This is a genomic window from Bartonella sp. PS7NMGDW, from assembly GCF_042193585.1.
Lineage (GTDB): Bacteria > Pseudomonadota > Alphaproteobacteria > Rhizobiales > Rhizobiaceae > Bartonella > Bartonella grahamii.
Map to the genome: position 1 here is coordinate 89,693 of NZ_JBHILX010000005.1, position 17,599 is coordinate 107,291.

The following is a 17,599-nucleotide window of genomic DNA, read 5'->3' on the forward strand; positions in this document are numbered from 1 at the left end:
TTATCGAACGTTGAGAAGAGACAACGTCATTTAATCTGAACAGTTTTATAAAATCGGAAAATTTACTATGGCTTTTTAACTGAGCACTGTAGTGTGTAAATAGATATATTTATTAAACTGCGTGTATGTAACATAAGAAACAATACACAAACTAAAAAGGAATACCAAAGAGCAATATCTGAGTACCAAAGTATAGTATCCAATGAAAAAGAAAGCTTATGCTCTACGTAATTAGAAAAAATAGGCAAAGAAACAGTTTCTTTATAACCACTTGGGAAAATTAAAACGACAAGCGCTAAAATTATTATATTTAAAAGTCTGTGCATATACTGTTGTAAATCACGTGTTAATGTCTTCCAACCTGTTGTGTTGCTGCGTTTGTATTTTGGATTGTTCTGCAACTCAAAAGGAATATGAGAACTGCATAAAATTGCAAAAACCGCTGTGACTATTACCAAAGAAACAGATGCGAATGTCAAAATACTTTGAATAAAGTAGGGATTTTTTTTAATTCCTAAAAAACATAAAAATATAAAAGTTATAATGCCAAACAAGGCTCTTAGCTGCTTATCTGTAAACATATTTATTTCCTACGGTACCTTTTTATCGATTTAAATACATGCCTAATCGTAAAATGATCAGCACTTTTCACTAGTTTGCTGTTTTAAGCCGCTTTAGAATTGCTACTGTCATGACACTCTTCACTAGGCTTGCCTATTCTCATGAATGAAATGCGCTTGCCTCCTAAGGCTAGGTTACGCGTATTTTCAACTGCTGTAAAAACTCTCTCAGCAACACCATAAAGCCTGCTTTCTAAATCACGACAATACTGCGCTAGATCAGCGCATGAGGGCACAAATGTTGTGGACATGCCTTTTGCTTCACCACGTATAAGATTTTTAACAGCTTGCAATAAAGACCAGAGTGAAATGCCGTTAAGAGCTGCGATATAAGCCTTTGCACGCGCTTCTACATTTGAAACTTTTTGCATTGTCAAACCACCTTCAAGCACATCAAGAGCCTCTGCTATGTCTTCAACAGACGCTTTCACGGTAAGTAAGTTTTGAACAGTCTGATAAGCTTCTAAAGCTTGTTTCTCTAGGGTTGCTGTCAATTGACTGCCATTGATCAAGGTCCATGGGAATTCCAGAGTTACACATCGCTCTATCTGTTGCACGGTATCTTGTAGAGGCGTCACTAAGCTGTGTTGCACCGATAAGATTACGGATTGTCTCTCCGGTACCACCGCGAGTTCTTTGATCTTTTGAAAAGTTTCCATTGTTTCCACCATTGTTGTTCGTGTTTTTCGTTTTTTCTAAACCCTCGATAGCCTTTCGCACCCAGTTACGCCATGTTGCTTGCCAATCACGTTTGATAGCATTCTTTCCTGCACAGGCTTTCCAAAAATCTCGAAACTTTGCAATTTCGACTTTGACGCGCTCTGGAGGCAAGCCCTCTGCAATGGCAAAATCGTAATCGGGTTCAAAATCCGCAGGCAATCGACAACCGCGATTAGCTTGCGCTCGTTTTGCTTTTTTGGGAACGTTCTCTTGCTCGTGAATGGGAGGTTGGTTTTCTACACCCGTTGTGATTTGCTCTGATGTGGTCTCAACAGCAGCAACCTCTGTTGGCTCGTCAACCTGTTCGTTTGTTTCTAAACTTTCAGAACCAATTTCTTTTTTTGCTAAAACGATAGTTTTAGTTTTTTTATATATATTCTTATTCTGGTTCTTTATAGCTTGATTTTGCTTAGCGTTTGCTTCAGCAAAATTATTAACATGTTGTTTTGTATTATTTTTTGCTTGTGCACCTTTTTTACCAGCCTCACTACGAACTTGCGATATGTGCTCTTTTTTATCAGCAAAATCGTTTAGCTCTTCTTCAACGCGCGTATTCCACACCCAAAAATGGAAATGGCTGGTGCAAGTCCTGATGGGTTCATTGGAGAGGACGGTTTAATCGAAGTCAAATGTCCACAATCAATGACTCATCTTCGTTTTTTTATAGGTGACGAAATCAAGCCAGAATATCACGCACAGATGCAATTCCAAATGGCTTGTACAGGACAAAAGTGGTGTGATTTCGTAAGCTATAATCCAAACTTTGTAGGCAAATCTACTGGTTTGAGAATGAAAATCAAACGCATCAACCGTGATGAGAAACACATTGAAGAGATCAATAAAGCGGTCGAAATCTTTTTAGGGGAAATAGAACAAGAGATGCACAAGATTTTGACAAAAGCTGATTAAACCTATGGGGGTGCTCTCTCCTCCCAGCACCCCCGCCCTTTCCTAACAACTTTTAAGTAATGCATGATTTACGCTACGGGTGGATTGTGCGCAAATTAAGGAAATAAATCATGGAAAAGAAATATGAACTGACAGATGAAACAATCGAAGTTGGGCGCAAAACGCTCCGCCGCATTCGTGCATTGAGAGATTTGGAGGACGTCAAGCAAGGTGATCTTGGCGGCTATATCGAGAAAGAAGACAATCTATCGCATCATGGTAATTGCTGGATTGGTGGTTATGCAACAGTCTATGGTTATGCCAAGGTTTTTGGTGATGCTAAGGTTTACGAAAATGCACAAGTTTATGGTGATGCGCATATTTACGGTCATGCAAAAATTTACGGTGAAGCATGTGTATGTTGGAACGACTGGATTGATGACGATAGAAGAATCTCAACTAGAAAACAAACCAGATGAGAAAATATGAATTGACTGATGAAACAACAGAGGTTGATGGATTTACGCTTCACCGAATTAGAGCATTAAGAGATTTTGGTGGCGTCAAGAAAGGTAACCTTGGGGGCTTTATAGAGGATGAGGACAACCTAAGTCATGAAGCCAACTGTTGGGTTAGTGATGAAGCTATGGTTTATTGTGGTGCCGAAGTTTACGACAGCGCTAAAGTGTTTGATAACGCGAAAGTTGCTTATTTTGCACGCGTTTATGGCAATGCACAAGTTTATGATAACGCAAAAGTATATGGGGGGATATTTTTGGGGACGCACAAATTTACAAATATGCAATTATTGATGGTGATCCAAGAATTTATGGCGACGTAAAAATTTATGCTGATTACAAAATTGTTTACAAAGAAAAGACAGAAAACTTAACAGGGGACGACGTTCCTTTCTAGCAACACAAACAAAATTTTAACACCAGCGTGATTCACGCCACGAGTGAATTACATCTAAAATGAAGGGGAATAAACATGCCACACCGCCCACCTACTATCACGCAACCAGCTATTGCTCGTGCTTTAAGAGAAGCTAAAAAACAAGGATGTGAACTCATAGAAATCAAACCTACAGGGGAATTATTAATTCATATCAATAAAACCATAACACCAACAACGACAGATAATACTTATAGCATTGACGATTTTCCACCGCTTGAAAACGAGCAAGAAGACTACGAGACCAGCAAAAGCTGCCCCTCTGTCGACGGTATAAAGTTTTAGCCATGCCAAAACGCCGTCCACCGCATCTTGTTCGTGAACGTACACGCCATGGTAAAGTTATATGGTATGTACGTATTGGTCATGGACCACGGTTTCGGATTGAAGGAACCTATGGAACGCAAGAGTTTGTTGACAATTATACGCTGGCTATTAAACAAGCGCAAAATGGCTCCTCCAAAACAAAGAGGCGTACCAGACTCACAGAAGGGTCTTTCGATTGGTTGTTACATCAGTATTTACAAAGCATGCAATGGCATAATCAATCAGAATCTACTAAAAAAGTTAAATATCGAATTCTGAATAATGTTTCTAAACATATCGGTGATCGTGCATATAAAAGCATAAACAAACAACACATTCTTGACGCAGTAGAAAGAAGACGAGAGACTCCCGCAGCGGCAAGACATTTTTTAACGGCTTTAAATGGTCTTTTTAATTGGGCGGTTGATAATGCCCTTTTAAATAGAAATCCTGCTTTTAATATAAAGCCGCCAAAATCCTTTAACGCAGAAGGGTTCATACCATGGTTAGAAGAAGATATTGACAAATATTATCACCGTTGGTCACATGGTACACATGAACGCGTCTGGATTGATGTTCTTCTTTATACAGGCTTGCGTCGTGGTGATGCCGTTGGTATCGGCTGGAAAGATGTCAAAGATAATATCATTTATCTCAAAACAGAAAAGAGCCAATTTAAAACAGATGTTTTTCTTCCTATTTTACCAGAACTAGAGGAAACACTTAAAATTGGACCTATTGGAGATGAAACATTTATTTGTGGTAAAGGTGGAAATAAGCTTGTCAAAGAAAGTTTTGGCAACCTCTTTCGTGAAGCATGTAATGCAGCAGGTATTAAAAAATCAGCGCACGGATTGCGAAAATTAGCAGTAACACGTGCAGCCAATGCTGGTGCGACAGTTTCGCAAATGAAAGCGCTTTTTGGCTGAACAGAAGATAACATGGCATCCCTCTATACCAAAACAGCCGATAGAAAACGACTTGCAATAGAAGCAATCAAAAAACTTCAAAAAAGTTAGAAGCATAGTTGACAGTAAGAAAACAAACCAAAGCCCCATCAAAATTATGAATGAAATTAATGCGGCGTTTGAGGTGCATCAGAAACCAGAGGAGAAATAGGTGGTTGTGTCTGTTGCATTGTTTGCCATAAATTATAATTCGTTTGCATATCCAGCCAAAATTTTGCTTTACTAAAACCAGCTAGTTCTAATTTCACTGCAAGTTCGGTACTCATAGAGGCATGTCCGTTAATCACTCTTGATAGAGAAGCTCTTGTCATATGGAGATGATCAGCTAACTTTTGTATTGTTATCCCCATTTCTTCTAAGAAAGCTACTTTTAGAACTTCGCCCGGATGTGCGGGGTTATGCATCATTTGTTTTCGTTCCTTTCATCAATGGTAATCTTGATAATCAACAAGCTCCACATCTGTTCCTATAAAGCGAAAAGTAACACGCCAATTTCCATTCACCCATATGGAATAATATCCCATAAGTTCACCTTTAAGAGGATGCATTTTAAAGGCAGGCGCTTTCAACATTTCAGGCATCGTAGCACTTGTTAAAGCTGTCAAGATAACGCGTAATTTTTTTACGTGATTTGGTCGAATAGCTTTTGTGGAACCCGTTGTATAAAATAATTTTAAGCTCTTATGTTTGAAACTCACAATTGCGATTACCGCCCCTTATCGTATATCGTCACTATACGATCAATAAAAATAAGAGTCAAGCGCCCTGCTAGCAAATCCAGTTATCTAGATAAAATGATTGGGTATAAGCTATAAAAAAGTTAGGGATAGGTAGAAAATAAGTTAAAAGAATCAACGGAATCAAAACTCCCGAACTTTTATATAACCTATTGATTTGATTAAATATTGGCTGGGAGTACGTGAATTGGCAATGTAAGTGTATTTTGTTTGAGACGCTCTGTTTTTCGTGAGGGGACTTACTCCATTAAAGAATACGATAAACAAAAGCATGAGGTAATGCATAATCTCTTCATAAGATATTACCGTGGATGCTTTGGAAAGCTGCAAAAACGAATCAAAAGAAAATATTTTTTTACTTTTTAAGCTTTTTATTCCTCTCAAATTGATTGTATAGTTGCTTTGGAAATTACACAAACAGACCCGATACAATAATCTACCCTCGTCTAGCAAAAGCTATTACAGCAAGAAAAGTAGGCGCTTTATTAAGCAAGCAATATCATAAAACGACGAATAGATCAGCAATGGAGTGGAAAGGACGTACTGAATTTATAATAGCACCCAACCACGCTTTTTTAAAAGGACAACGCGCTTTAAGATGAAAACCTTCCACTAATAAATCCGTAAGTTCTTATCTTTTTTACTAGAGAATTATATAGATAAAAAATCAACGCATTTTTTCTTAAAACAGCTGTAGCCAATTGACCTTTGTTTTTTTGTTTAGCTTATTTATAGAAGCAACTTGATCGAATGGCATCGGCTTATCAACCATGATAGGACCAATTTCTGGCAATTTAACTGCAACAGTTTTATTACGTTGTTCCTGTTCAACAGCAGCTGCTTTAGCTAATTCTTCTTTGTTTCCTGTATTGCGCTTCTCTTTTAACAAAACAGTTTCTCTTTTTTTCAAAGCATTTTCTGACGCCAATGAATATGAGGCAGCATTTCCAGGAGTATAAGAGGCCATTAAATATGCACCATCATAATAGCCAACGGGTGCTTCAGCAATATATTCTACTTTAACATCTGCGACCCCCCTATCTACATACCCCAGTATTGCCGCAGCTTGCCTTGATAAATCAATGATTCTGTCTTTCATAAAAGGTCCGCGATCATTCACTCTAACAATGATTGAAGATCCATTTTTCAAATTAGTAACACGAGCATAGCTAGGTAAAGGCATTGTAGGATGAGCAGCAGTCAAAAGATTCATGTCATAAATTTCACCGTTGGCAGTTAAACGTCCATGAAAATCTGAACCATACCATGATGCTTCGCCAACACGTTTATAAGTCGGATCATTTTGAGGATAATACCACTTTCCTTTTATTTGATAAGGTTTACCAACAACAGCTCGTCCACGCTTTTTTTCTTCCGATTGTTTCTTCTTATTGGATACTTGTTGAGGTAGGACAGAAGTGTTCACGTCAATTGGTTTATTATGATAGGAATCTTTTATTGAAAAATTCATAGTTTGGCTTGCGCAACAAGATACCAGTGACTGAGAAATGACGATCATAGAAAACAATTGAAGTGTTGGTTTAATAATAAAAGTAAATTTCTTTTTTCTATTTGAAGGCATCTATTCAGTCCACTTATTTCTGTTAAGTACTACTGTAAAAACCACGTCACGCTTTTTGTACGCGACGGAAGAATTTACGTTTTTAAATGATTTCCCTCGCGCATATACCACTCTTGAATTTGTCCCTTTTATCAAGAAATTAACACATTGTTAACCTTTTTATGATTTTCGTAAGAAATAAATGTACTATAGTAGATGTTAAAAAGAATAAAAAATAAATAAATCAACATCTTATAGAAAAGTCATTTCATAATATAAACTGTGAATAAGTGGTGATTTTAGCAACTTGTTTTGCGAATCATGTAATGCAGTAGGTATAAAAAAATCAATCTATAGATTGAGAAAAGGAGCAACCACATGTGCTGCCAACATAGGTACAACCGTATCGTAAGCTTAAAGCTCTTTGTTGTTGGACAGGAGACAGCATAGCATCGCTCTATTCCAAAATATCTGATAGAAAATGACTGGCTATAGAATCAATAAGAAACCCCAAAAAGAATCAAAACAAGAAAGATTCTTAAATTTTTGTATAGTCTATTGATATTATTTAAAGTTGGTGAGCGCGCAGGGATTCGAACCCTGGACCTACTGATTAAAAGTCAGTTGCTCTACCAGCTGAGCTACGCGCTCTCACACAAGCTATCTAGTTTGGAGACTATCTAATTTGCAGAAAGTGAAGGGAACATACGGTTGACTTTTCATTTGGTCAACACCTTTTGAAGAAAAATATTATTATTTTCTTCAGTTATCAATAATTTTCCGTTTTCCCTCCCTTTTTTCATCATTGTATAGGTACTCTTTAATCTTCTTTTTGAAGTTTCAATCAAGGAACAATTTCACTGCGAAATATTGCATAGATTCGAAGCGCTAAAATTATAAGAAATTACCCCTTCCCTCACATGGCTTGTTGAGCATAATGGATAGAGAAGAAAAATACTTTTTACTGTAATATCATTTTCTCACTTGAGTGAGAGATCTCAAATACTGTGAGATTCTCTCATTTCAAATCTGTTTATCTTGAAACAATAAAAAGCATTTTTTTGACCGATACAAGTGAGAGAATAAAACTATAAAAAATAAATGAAAATACCTTTTATGCCTCCTTTCAATAACTAAAAATTATCGCAACATTAGGGTTCAGTAAAATAGTATATAGCGGTTGGCACGTTAGACCTGAAAATGGGATAATGAGAAACAATTGCATTTTGAGGGTGTGATTTTTATTCATGCATAATGAATATATAACGAAAGCCAATTTATTCTATAGAATAAAGCAGACATGAAGCAAAAATTTAGTGTTGGATAATTCAGTCACAGCTATAGAGTACTTTTATACATTGTTTAATATTAATGTAGATATATAATATATAAATAATAATTTTATAAAATGATTAAAGTAAGTTTTATATAAATAATAATTTAAATATGTCTATAAATAAATGTATTGCTTCATTAACTTAAATTATAAGATCAAAAATAAATAAAATAATTTTGATTTTGCGAGAAAAATTTGTAAAAGTGTTATATATACATGTATTTTTACTTTACTCCTTTTTTATTATTTTGATTGGAATATTGAATGCTAACATGTAAACAATATGAGCTACTCTTGTTTATTCATAACCATATAAAAGAAACAGGTGTTCCTCCTTCTTTTGAAGAAATGAAAAATGCATTAGAACTTTCTTCAAAGTCTGGTATTCATAAGCTCATTATAGCCTTAGAACAACGAGGGTTTATACGTCGTTTACCCAATCGCGCTCGTGCAGTGGAAGTGATTCGACTCCCTGAGAAAATAACATTTAATCTTTCTTTAGCACGTAAAATTTCTCCCAATATGATAGAAAGAAATAAAAGGGAAATATCAAAAAGCTTGAGTAACCTTGACAACTTTGATGAAGAAGAAAAAAAAAATATCACCATTCCTATCATGGGACGTATTTCTGCGAGCGTGCCCGCCTCTGCTATACTACAACAAATAAACACTCTTTCTCTCCCACGCAATATGGTTAATACAGGTGAGCACTACGCATTAGAAGTTAAAGATAATTCTATGATGGAGGCTGGTATCCTTGATAAAGATACGATCATTGTGAAACGTCAAAATACAGCAATAACAGGTGAAATTATTGTTGCGTTTATTGATAAAAAAGAAGCCACATTAAAACGTTATCGACGCAAAGGCGCTTCTATTGCATTAGAAGCCGCAAATCCTCATTATGAAGCACGTACATACGAATCCGAGCGTGTAGAAATACAAGGTAAACTTACCGGACTTATTCGCAAATATTAAAAATAAACCTTATAGTACGCGATAGATATCGCAATAAGAAGCTGTTGAGTATTTTTTATTGCGCCACACGCAGTTGATTTCCTCTCCACGGCCAAAGGATGCCCCAATTCGGTCTATAAACAATTCAGATCCTTATCGAGCGGGTTTCATTTTCCCTTCCCTCCATGTCCTTCACTTACGCAAGGCGTGACAAGTAAGCTTTAAAATATTCACCACGTACTTTATAAAAGAACTTGAATGCTTTGAAGGAAGCAGCCTTATATCATCGTCCTCAATAAAAGAATTTTACGATATAATAAGATAAAATTGTATGCATGCATAAAAATACATAAAATTTTGTAGAAAAAAATCAAATAACTTTGTAACAGATTGTATTGCATAGGTATAAAAATAAAGAACATTATTTTTAAGTTATAAAAAGCCTAACTCAATCATTCATAGTAATTGTAGGATCATCATGGTAGCACCTCGTATTAGTTTTGTCTCCCTCGGATGCCCAAAAGCACTCGTAGATTCTGAGCGAATTATTACACGCCTTCGCTCTGAAGGGTATGAAATTTCACGTCAACATCAAGGAGCTGATGTCGTTATTGTGAATACCTGTGGCTTTCTTGACTCGGCAAGGAGAGAATCATTAGCCAATATTGATGAAGCTCTCAAAAAAAATGGAAAAGTTATTGTAACAGGGTGTCTTGGTGCTGATCCTGATGTTATTCGCCAAACGTATCCTAATGTATTGGCTATTACAAAACCGCAAGCTTATGAAAGTGTTATAGAAGCTGTTCATACAGCAATTCCTCCTGTTCATGATCCTTTTCTTGATTTAGTTCCTCCCCAAGGTATTCGTTTAACACCTCGCCATTACGCCTACTTAAAGATTTCTGAAGGATGCTCTAACCAGTGTAGTTTTTGTATCATCCCTACTCTGCGTGGTGATCTCACTTCACGTCCCATCAGCGATGTTCTTCGTGAAGCTGAAAAACTCGTGCAAGCGGGTGTAAAAGAACTTTTAGTTATTTCACAAGATACAAGTGCTTATGGTATTGATCTTAAATATCTCGAAAATTCTTGGAAAGATCGTACAATCAAAACAAAATTCTTTGATCTTTGTCGCGAACTAGGCGATATGGGTATTTGGATACGTATGCATTACGTTTATCCTTATCCCCATGTTGATGAAGTTATCGAACTTATGGCTGCAAAAAAAATTCTTCCTTATCTGGATATTCCTTTTCAGCATGCATCACCAGCTGTTTTGCGTCATATGAAGCGTCCTGCACTCATAGAAAAAACAAACCGTAGAATTGAAAAATGGCGAAAAATATGTCCAGATCTTGCTTTGCGATCAACATTTATTGTTGGTTTTCCTGGTGAAACGAATGAAGATTTTAATATCCTGTTAGAATGGTTAGAAGAAGCAAAAATTGAACGCGCTGGGTGCTTTAAATATGAAGAAGTAAAAGGAGCCGCCGCAAATGATTTGGGATTAGAAAATATTCCTGAAGAGGTGAAAGAAAATCGCTGGCATCGTTTTATGGCAAAACAACAACAAATTTCCACACATCTTTTAAAGAAAAAAATTGGAAAAAGACTCCAAGTGCTTATCGATGAAAGTCAAGGAAAAGTTGCCAAAGGTCGTAGTCAATATGATGCTCCAGAAATAGATGGTGTTGTCCATATATCATCACGACGCCCGTTGCGTGTTGGTGAATTTGTCAGCGTTAAAATTGAACAGTCGGATGCCTATGATCTTTATGGTGTAGCAGTTTGAAAATTTAACTTCTTCCCTGTCCTCAATGATGAAGATTTCTATCGGCATTGGTTTATAAAAAGATCAGCTACTCACAATCGAACTTGATCACTTATGTAACTCACTTCATAAGAATTCACGAGCAATCGTTACCCTGAATGTTTCTATACACTAATACCAAGCAGTTATATATTCTCTTAATTTAATGCCTTAAATGAGCCTTAAACGACGATGACGGCGGCGCAAAAGAATAAAATCCACAAGGTTCACCATTTTTACTTAACAAAAGAGCAAATCGACAATCGTACTATTTTCCCATTTTTCATATTGCGACAGTTATTAATAAGTGAAAGGAAACTTTTTTCAATAGTGTTTTATGCACACAAAAATTTCCTTTGTGATATGCAGGCGGATGTTTTTTATGGATGCAATATAAGAGAATTTGAAACAAAATAATCTTACGGTATTTAAATTAAAAAACATAAATTATCATTATAAATAAGTATCTTATCTTAAACTCTTTGAACTTATTTTTTTAATATCTAATCTTTATTAACAGGTCTTAAAATCAAAGAATTTCTTATCAAGCAAATGACTTGGGCGTACATTTGTTAAAGCGCGAATCATCGTATCTTTACGTCCTGGCATTTGCCTTTCGATATTTTTCAGCATTTCTTTCATTGCATTACGTTGTAAACCATCTTGACTACCGCAAAGATTACAAGGAATAATCGGAAATTGCATTGCTTGAGAAAATTTTTCCATATCCTCCTCAGCTGCATAAACAAGAGGACGTAACACAAAAAGATCTCCTTCATCATTTTTAAGTTTTCCAGGCATGGCAGCTAATCGGCCACCGTGAAACAAATTCATAAAAAATGTTTCTAAAACATCATCACGATGATGACCTAAAACTAATGCAGAACATCCCTCTTCACGTGCAATACGATAGAGATTACCACGTCGTAATCGAGAACAAAGTGAACAATATGTCTGCGACTCTGCCAATTTATCTGTAACAATGGAATAAGTATCCTGATATTCAATACGATATGGAATTTTATAAGAACTTAAAAAGTCTGGAAGAATATGCTTAGGGAATCCTGGTTGCCCTTGATCAAGATTACAGGCAAGAATTTCAACGGATAAAATCCCTCGCCATTTTAAGTCTAAAAGAAGCGCTAATAAACCATAAGAGTCTTTTCCACCCGATAAAGCAACAAGCCATTTTTTTCCTGTAGAGAGCATAGAAAAATCATCCAAAGCTTGTCGCATATGACGCAAAAGTCGTTTGCGCAATTTATTAAATTCTACGCTTGAAGGAGCAACACGAAACATTGGATGACAACTATCTGCTTCGCTTATTAAAGGATCATCTCTCCCTTCGTTTTCTTCTATTGCCTGATATTCAACGGAAATATCATTCATAATACTATATCCTGCATAAGTAACAGCTTGTTTTGCAAAGATAAAAACAAATATTAAAGCAAGCTTACATTTATGTTTTTTGAATTCATAAATTAGATACACAAAAAAGAAATGGAACTATATAAGTTTATGGCTATAAAACATAGCAATAAACTTAATATAGAACCATTCACAAAAAGTACTTATTAACTTCAAAGATTGTAAAAACAACACAATATTTTGAAGTTATAATAATAGAAGAGAAAAACAACTTCTCTTGCAGAAAAATTATCGAGAATAAAATTCAACAACCAAATTAGGTTCCATTTGCACAGCATAAGGAACATCTGCAAAAGCAGGAATACGCGTAAAGGTTGCTTTCATCTGTTTATGATCTGCTTCAATATAATCAGGGACATCACGTTCTGCCAATTGCACTGATTCTAAAACTAAAACAAGTTGTTTTGATTTTTCCCGAACCTCAATAACATCACCAGGTTTACAACGATAAGATTGAATATTTGTGCGCCGACCATTTACATTAACATGACCGTGATTGATAAATTGGCGAGAAGCGAAAATCGTAGGCACGAATTTTGCACGATAAACAACAGCATCCAAACGCGATTCTAACAGACCGATAAGATTTTCACCAGTATCGCCCCGTCGACGAGCAGCCTCTTCATAGGTTTTATGAAATTGTTTTTCTGAAATATCTCCATAAAACCCTTTCAATTTCTGTTTAGCACGCAACTGCACCCCATAGTCAGAAAGTTTTCCTTTACGACGCTGTCCATGCTGACCTGGACCATAATCACGACGATTGACAGGAGATTTTGGACGACCCCAAATATTTTCTCCCATACGACGGTCAATTTTATACTTTGTTGTTTCGCGTTTACTCATCGCATTTCCTTATAAAATAAAACACGAGATCTCAAGACCCCAAGGAAACGCGCCCTCCTCTGCCTTTAAATACTAAAGACTGACAGAATACCTTAACATATTAATATGCAAAGTTATCCACGGGACACGTCAATTAATGCTATTTTCTTGAAAAAACAGCTAGATCATCATTATTGGTCTCGTAACCCAAAGTCAACTCCTTTCATGAGTTTTAAGCCAAATCCTTTAAACAAATTCTCCGTTAAAGAAGTGATATTTTTCGATGTTAACAACGCAAAATCTTGATATTTCTTTATATATTGATCGTGTACTTTTTCCGACAGTGGTAATAATGATCTGATATGTTTGGCAATCGCTTTCGCCGGATCAATCCACTCAACGGACCATAAAGCATGTTCACGAAAGAAGTTAATCAAAAAAGGATAATGTGTGCAGGCTAAAACAATAACATCAGTATATTGTCCATTTTTTTCCACAAAACATGGCAGGATTTCTTTTCTTAACTCTTCTGAATCGATAGATTTTCCCCGTAAATAATCTTCAGCAAATCCAGCCAGTTTTTTACTTCCCACAAGCTGAACATGACACTGTCCAGCAAAAGAGTTAATTAATTCATTTGTATAGGCACGTTTAACTGTTCCAGGAGTAGCTAATACGGAAATAAAACCAGATTTTGTTTGTTCAGCAGCTGATTTAATTGCAGGAACCGTTCCTACAAAAGGGACATGAGGAAAATTCTGTCGTAAATCTGCCATCATCAGTGTAGAAACGGTGTTGCAAGCAATCACACATAAGGCTGGATTGTAGCGTGTTAAGAGATTTGTAAAAATCTTTAAAATACGCTCTTTCAAAATATTTTCTTTCCAATTTCCATAAGGAAATCCTGCATCATCAGCAACATAGATAAACTGCATTTCAGAGATAAGAATACGTGCTTCCCTGAACACTGTTAAACCACCAATACCGCTATCAAAAAAAAGAACAGGTCGTTCATCCATTAATTTTCACACTTATTTTTATTTTTTTTACGATCACGCTCTTCAGGTGCTCTACTCCCCCGTGGATATTGTGGCGAAAAATGATCCAAAGAAGATATAATGCCTCGTAATAAACGAACCTCAGGTTCACTAAAGTTAGCGCGCGTAAAAACAGAGCGCAAATTTGCAAGCATTACTTCTTTGCGCTCAAGGGGTCTAAAATACCCACGGATATTCAAAGCCTCTTCTAACTGAGATAAAAAACCATGAAATATTGTTTTATTTGCAGGTTCCATCTCTGCGGCACGAAATGCCGTATCACTGACATTCTCTAGACCTGTTTTCATCCATTCGTAAGACATCAAAAGAACCGCTTGCGCAATATTAAGTGACGCAAAAGCAGGATTAACTGGAAAAGTAATAATTTCATCAACAAGGCTGATTTCATCATTTTCTAATCCCCATCTCTCTCTTCCAAAGACAATACCTGTCTTATGTCCGATACTTTCACGCTGACGTAATACGTTTGCTGCTTCGACAGCACTTTTTACAGTTTTAAATCCGCATCTTTCACGTGCTGTTGTGGCAAAAACATAGTGTAAATCTGCAATTGAATCACGCAATGTATTAAAAATCACAGTGTTGTTAATGACATGATCAGCTTTACTTGCAGCAGCTATAGCTTTTTCATTTGGAAACATTTCTCGAGGTTTGACTAACCGAAGCTTAGAAAGCCCAAAATTTGCCATTGCCCTTGCGACCATACCAATGTTTTCAGGAAGCTGCGGTTCAACTAAAATAATAATGGGACCATTTGTTAAATTTTCACGATTCTTATTCGTTCCAGCCATCAATCTTACCTAGTTTCACTTAAACTATCTCCCTCTCCACTATTTTTTACGAAACCTTCTTCACAGTACTCTAATGCTGTTTAATAATAAATTATAGACAATGTTATCTTTTCACTCAAAGATAATAAATTTTAAAAGCCATTAAAGTGAACGATGGAATTTATAACAATTTATATAGGATATCGTAGCGTTTTTTACATCAATTTTATCTTTTTTATAAGGAATAGCTCCTACAAATCATAATCTCAGTTGAATTATGAAATCATAAATCCTAAAAAAGGGATATGCACTTTATTCCCAAACTTTTTCCTGCAAAGCTTATCCGTCGTTATAAACGTTTCCTTGCGGATGTTCAACAAGATGATCAGCATGTCCTCACCGTGTCTGTACCTAATACAGGATCAATGCTTGGATTAACAGCTTTCAACTCCAATATCTGGCTTTCATATCATAATAACATCAAACGAAAATATGCCTATCAATTAGAAATTATTGAAGCCGATAATACTTTGGTTGGCATTAATACTGCTTTACCCAATAAACTTGCATTAGAAGCAATTCAAAACGGATTACTACCAGAATTAAGTGGATATAAAACAATTTTAAAAGAACAACGCTATGGAACACAATCACGAATTGACTTTCTTTTACGTGATGACATTCTTCCTGACTGTTACCTAGAAGTCAAAAATGTTCATTTTATTCGTCAAAAAGGATTAGCAGAATTTCCTGATAGTAAAACAAAACGTGGAGCACGTCACCTTGATGAGCTCATAGGAGTTGTACAACAAGGAAAAAGAGCTGCTATGCTTTATATTATTCAACGAGAAGATTGCGCAGCTTTTACAATCTGTCATGATCTTGATCCACTCTATGGACGTAAATTTGATTTAGCATTAAAATCAGGAGTAGAATGTTATGCTGTAAAGTGTCACGTAAGTGTAGAAGGCATTTTTCCGATTCAGAGAGTAAAAATAGAAAACAGAAAAAACAATGACTGAGTATATCGAATATAATAAAATCCCTTTAAAATTTAATGGAAAAATCCGCATTTTCGATGATTATGCTTTTGCTAAAATGCGTGAAGTTGGTCGTATTGCTGCAGAATGCCTTGATGCGCTTACGGATATTATTAAGCCGGGCGTTACTACGCAAGAAATAGATGATTTTGTATTTATTTTTGGTGCTAGTAGAGGAGCACTTCCTGCTGATCTAAATTATCATGGATACAGCCATTCATGCTGCACATCTATCAATCACGTTGTCTGTCATGGTATCCCCAATAAAAGACCTTTGCAAGAAGGCGATATTGTAAATGTGGATGTAACCTTTATCCTTGATGGTTGGCATGGAGATTCAAGCCGAATGTATCCTGTTGGAAAAATTAGACGTGCAGCAGAACGCTTGCTAAAAATAACCTATGAAAGTCTTATGAAAGGAATCGCTGTCGTTAAGCCTGGAGCAACGACAGGTGATATTGGGGCAGCCATTCAACAGTATGCAGAATCTGAACGCTGTTCAATTGTGAGAGATTTTTGCGGACATGGTATCGGCCAGCTTTTTCATGATGCACCCAATATCCTCCATTATGGAAATCCTGGAGAAGGAATAGAATTAAAACAAGGTATGATGTTTACAATTGAGCCTATGATTAACCTTGGTAAACCACAAGTTAAGATTTTATCTGACGGTTGGACTGCTGTTACCCGTGACCGTTCTCTGACAGCACAATACGAACATACAATTGGTGTTACAAATGAAGGGTATGAAATATTTACACAATCTCCTAAAAATATTTTTTATATTCCAAATTCGCATACCTAACGCAATGTAGAGATGTTATGGCTAAAAAATTAAATCAAAAGGAAGATACTCAAAGTAATCACTTTGCATTAACATCGAGTTCTCCACTCACCCCAGTATCAGAAAGAAAAAGTGAAGAGCCTCAGAAAAACGCACAGCTTCATAAACATTATCAAGGACATCGTGAGCGTCTTCGGAAGCGCTATTTAAAGTCAAAAGGAAATGCAATCGAAGATTATGAATATCTTGAATTATTGCTTTTTCGCACAATACCCCGTGCAAACACAAAACCCATAGCTAAAAATTTGATAGCGCGCTTTGGTTCATTAGCTGATGTGTTGGGAGCAGATATTCACCGACTTCAAGAAATTCCAGGATGTGGTCCTGCCACTGCAATTGATTTAAAAATTATTTCAGATGTTGCTGGACGTCTTGCTCGTGCGCAATTGTTTAAACGCGATATCTTTTCATCATGGGATAAAGTGTTAGCTTATTGTAAAGCTGTTATGGCTCACGAAACACGTGAACAATTTCGTATTTTGTTTCTTGATAAGAAAAACGGCTTACTTGCTGATGAGGTGCAACAAACTGGAACCATTGATCATACACCTGTTTATCCTCGTGAAGTTATTTCTCGAGCTTTAGAGTTATCTGCATCAGGACTTATCTTAGTCCACAATCACCCCTCTGGCGATTCCACCCCCTCTGATGCAGATATAACAATGACATATAGATTAAAAGATGCAGCAAATGCATTAGGCATTATTATCCATGACCATCTTATTATTGCACGAAATAACCATACGAGCTTTAAAGCGTTAAAACTTATATAAATCT

Annotated in this window: 18 protein-coding genes, 1 tRNA gene and 2 pseudogenes; 10 read left to right on the forward strand and 11 right to left on the reverse strand. The window is 36.2% G+C overall.

The annotated features are described in order from the left end of the window. Positions 1-65: 65 nt before the first annotated feature. The 3 genes from ACFIKJ_RS04160 to ACFIKJ_RS04170 all read right to left on the reverse strand — a co-directional run bounded on the left by ACFIKJ_RS04160 (position 66) and on the right by ACFIKJ_RS04170 (position 1,901). Positions 66-581: a hypothetical protein gene (locus ACFIKJ_RS04160; RefSeq protein ID WP_375652106.1), complete on the reverse strand. Its 516-nt coding sequence runs from the start codon at positions 579-581 to the stop codon at positions 66-68. 83 nt (positions 582-664) lie between these two features. Beyond that, positions 665-1,051 carry a hypothetical protein gene (locus ACFIKJ_RS04165; protein ID WP_273754097.1) on the reverse strand — a complete coding sequence of 129 codons (387 nt, stop codon included), beginning with the start codon at positions 1,049-1,051 and terminating at the stop codon, positions 665-667. Further along, entirely contained in the window at positions 1,035-1,901 is an 867-nt protein-coding gene (locus ACFIKJ_RS04170) for a hypothetical protein (RefSeq protein WP_375670290.1), read from the reverse strand. Before ACFIKJ_RS04170 ends, ACFIKJ_RS04165 begins: the two co-directional genes overlap by 17 nt. Here ACFIKJ_RS04170 and ACFIKJ_RS04175 point away from each other — a divergent pair. From ACFIKJ_RS04175 to ACFIKJ_RS04195, 5 genes and pseudogenes are all read left to right on the forward strand, one after another. Next, positions 1,893-2,249 (forward strand): annotated as a pseudogene (locus tag ACFIKJ_RS04175) (YqaJ viral recombinase family protein); the annotation flags it as partial. The gene ACFIKJ_RS04170 and the pseudogene ACFIKJ_RS04175 overlap by 9 nt on opposite strands. A gap of 110 nt (positions 2,250-2,359) precedes the next feature. Continuing rightward, entirely contained in the window at positions 2,360-2,707 is a 348-nt protein-coding gene (locus ACFIKJ_RS04180) for a hypothetical protein (RefSeq protein WP_375627265.1), read from the forward strand. Next, positions 2,704-3,069, forward strand: a complete 366-nt coding sequence (locus ACFIKJ_RS04185) for a hypothetical protein (RefSeq protein WP_375653744.1) — start codon at positions 2,704-2,706, stop codon at positions 3,067-3,069. The genes ACFIKJ_RS04180 and ACFIKJ_RS04185 overlap by 4 nt, the downstream gene beginning before the upstream one ends. Before the next feature lie 149 nt (positions 3,070-3,218). Next, positions 3,219-3,467, forward strand: a complete 249-nt coding sequence (locus ACFIKJ_RS04190) for a hypothetical protein (protein ID WP_015857131.1) — start codon at positions 3,219-3,221, stop codon at positions 3,465-3,467. Positions 3,468-3,469: 2 nt separating this feature from the next. Then, positions 3,470-4,507, forward strand: a pseudogene (locus tag ACFIKJ_RS04195) (tyrosine-type recombinase/integrase). Positions 4,508-4,563: 56 nt separating this feature from the next. Here ACFIKJ_RS04195 and ACFIKJ_RS04200 read toward each other — a convergent pair. From ACFIKJ_RS04200 to ACFIKJ_RS04215, 4 genes are all read right to left on the reverse strand, one after another. Continuing rightward, positions 4,564-4,863, reverse strand: coding sequence for a HigA family addiction module antitoxin (locus tag ACFIKJ_RS04200; protein WP_330168901.1), 300 nt, complete (start codon positions 4,861-4,863; stop codon positions 4,564-4,566). A gap of 18 nt (positions 4,864-4,881) precedes the next feature. Then, positions 4,882-5,163, reverse strand: coding sequence for a type II toxin-antitoxin system RelE/ParE family toxin (locus ACFIKJ_RS04205; RefSeq protein WP_375653764.1), 282 nt, complete (start codon positions 5,161-5,163; stop codon positions 4,882-4,884). 712 nt (positions 5,164-5,875) lie between these two features. Continuing rightward, a complete protein-coding gene (locus ACFIKJ_RS04210) occupies positions 5,876-6,775 on the reverse strand; it encodes a septal ring lytic transglycosylase RlpA family protein (RefSeq protein WP_375627346.1) in 900 nt (299 codons plus the stop codon). 554 nt (positions 6,776-7,329) lie between these two features. Further along, positions 7,330-7,405, reverse strand: a tRNA-Lys gene (locus ACFIKJ_RS04215). A 949-nt stretch (positions 7,406-8,354) separates the two neighbouring features. Here ACFIKJ_RS04215 and lexA point away from each other — a divergent pair. Together lexA and rimO are read left to right on the forward strand one after the other, a co-directional pair. Next, positions 8,355-9,068, forward strand: a complete 714-nt coding sequence (gene lexA / locus ACFIKJ_RS04220; RefSeq protein WP_375625791.1) for a transcriptional repressor LexA — start codon at positions 8,355-8,357, stop codon at positions 9,066-9,068. Between the two features lie 457 nt (positions 9,069-9,525). Beyond that, positions 9,526-10,839: a 30S ribosomal protein S12 methylthiotransferase RimO gene (rimO, locus tag ACFIKJ_RS04225; protein ID WP_375625789.1), complete on the forward strand. Its 1,314-nt coding sequence runs from the start codon at positions 9,526-9,528 to the stop codon at positions 10,837-10,839. 531 nt (positions 10,840-11,370) lie between these two features. On the opposite strand, the gene ttcA is transcribed toward rimO, so the two are convergent. The 4 genes from ttcA to ACFIKJ_RS04245 all read right to left on the reverse strand — a co-directional run bounded on the left by ttcA (position 11,371) and on the right by ACFIKJ_RS04245 (position 14,959). Next, the gene (ttcA, locus tag ACFIKJ_RS04230) at positions 11,371-12,246 is read right to left on the reverse strand and encodes a tRNA 2-thiocytidine(32) synthetase TtcA (RefSeq protein WP_375627345.1); all 876 of its coding nucleotides are present in this window, start codon (positions 12,244-12,246) and stop codon (positions 11,371-11,373) included. A gap of 267 nt (positions 12,247-12,513) precedes the next feature. After that, positions 12,514-13,131, reverse strand: coding sequence for a 30S ribosomal protein S4 (gene rpsD / locus ACFIKJ_RS04235; protein WP_273722651.1), 618 nt, complete (start codon positions 13,129-13,131; stop codon positions 12,514-12,516). Positions 13,132-13,301: 170 nt separating this feature from the next. Continuing rightward, positions 13,302-14,129 (reverse strand): glutamate racemase, encoded by an 828-nt coding sequence (murI, locus tag ACFIKJ_RS04240; RefSeq protein ID WP_375625785.1) that lies wholly within the window; start codon positions 14,127-14,129, stop codon positions 13,302-13,304. Beyond that, the gene (locus ACFIKJ_RS04245; protein ID WP_375625783.1) at positions 14,129-14,959 is read right to left on the reverse strand and encodes an RNA methyltransferase; all 831 of its coding nucleotides are present in this window, start codon (positions 14,957-14,959) and stop codon (positions 14,129-14,131) included. Before ACFIKJ_RS04245 ends, murI begins: the two co-directional genes overlap by 1 nt. Positions 14,960-15,243: 284 nt before the next feature. On the opposite strand from ACFIKJ_RS04245, the gene sfsA reads away from it, so the two are divergent. From sfsA to radC, 3 genes are read left to right on the forward strand one after another with little or no spacing between them, the layout of a single operon-like run. Beyond that, entirely contained in the window at positions 15,244-15,960 is a 717-nt protein-coding gene (gene sfsA, locus ACFIKJ_RS04250; RefSeq protein ID WP_015856408.1) for a DNA/RNA nuclease SfsA, read from the forward strand. Further along, positions 15,953-16,783 carry a type I methionyl aminopeptidase gene (gene map / locus ACFIKJ_RS04255; protein WP_375670291.1) on the forward strand — a complete coding sequence of 277 codons (831 nt, stop codon included), beginning with the start codon at positions 15,953-15,955 and terminating at the stop codon, positions 16,781-16,783. Before sfsA ends, map begins: the two co-directional genes overlap by 8 nt. A gap of 17 nt (positions 16,784-16,800) precedes the next feature. Further along, on the forward strand, positions 16,801-17,595 hold the full coding sequence (gene radC / locus ACFIKJ_RS04260) for a DNA repair protein RadC (protein WP_375625778.1): 795 nt from the start codon (positions 16,801-16,803) through the stop codon (positions 17,593-17,595). Positions 17,596-17,599 lie beyond the last annotated feature (4 nt).

Bases quoted from the DNA above. Each gene is read 5' to 3' on its own strand.
- radC (WP_375625778.1), top strand. From the start codon at position 16,801: ATGGCTAAAAAATTAAATCAAAAGGAAGATACTCAAAGTAATCACTTT.
- ACFIKJ_RS04200 (WP_330168901.1), bottom strand. From the start codon at position 4,863: ATGATGCATAACCCCGCACATCCGGGCGAAGTTCTAAAAGTAGCTTTC.
- ACFIKJ_RS04180 (WP_375627265.1), top strand. From the start codon at position 2,360: ATGGAAAAGAAATATGAACTGACAGATGAAACAATCGAAGTTGGGCGC.
- lexA (WP_375625791.1), top strand. From the start codon at position 8,355: ATGCTAACATGTAAACAATATGAGCTACTCTTGTTTATTCATAACCAT.
- murI (WP_375625785.1), bottom strand. From the start codon at position 14,129: ATGGATGAACGACCTGTTCTTTTTTTTGATAGCGGTATTGGTGGTTTA.
- sfsA (WP_015856408.1), top strand. From the start codon at position 15,244: ATGCACTTTATTCCCAAACTTTTTCCTGCAAAGCTTATCCGTCGTTAT.
- ACFIKJ_RS04245 (WP_375625783.1), bottom strand. From the start codon at position 14,959: ATGGCTGGAACGAATAAGAATCGTGAAAATTTAACAAATGGTCCCATT.
- ttcA (WP_375627345.1), bottom strand. From the start codon at position 12,246: ATGAATGATATTTCCGTTGAATATCAGGCAATAGAAGAAAACGAAGGG.
- ACFIKJ_RS04185 (WP_375653744.1), top strand. From the start codon at position 2,704: ATGAGAAAATATGAATTGACTGATGAAACAACAGAGGTTGATGGATTT.
- map (WP_375670291.1), top strand. From the start codon at position 15,953: ATGACTGAGTATATCGAATATAATAAAATCCCTTTAAAATTTAATGGA.
- ACFIKJ_RS04190 (WP_015857131.1), top strand. From the start codon at position 3,219: ATGCCACACCGCCCACCTACTATCACGCAACCAGCTATTGCTCGTGCT.
- ACFIKJ_RS04160 (WP_375652106.1), bottom strand. From the start codon at position 581: ATGTTTACAGATAAGCAGCTAAGAGCCTTGTTTGGCATTATAACTTTT.
- rpsD (WP_273722651.1), bottom strand. From the start codon at position 13,131: ATGAGTAAACGCGAAACAACAAAGTATAAAATTGACCGTCGTATGGGA.
- rimO (WP_375625789.1), top strand. From the start codon at position 9,526: ATGGTAGCACCTCGTATTAGTTTTGTCTCCCTCGGATGCCCAAAAGCA.
- ACFIKJ_RS04210 (WP_375627346.1), bottom strand. From the start codon at position 6,775: ATGCCTTCAAATAGAAAAAAGAAATTTACTTTTATTATTAAACCAACA.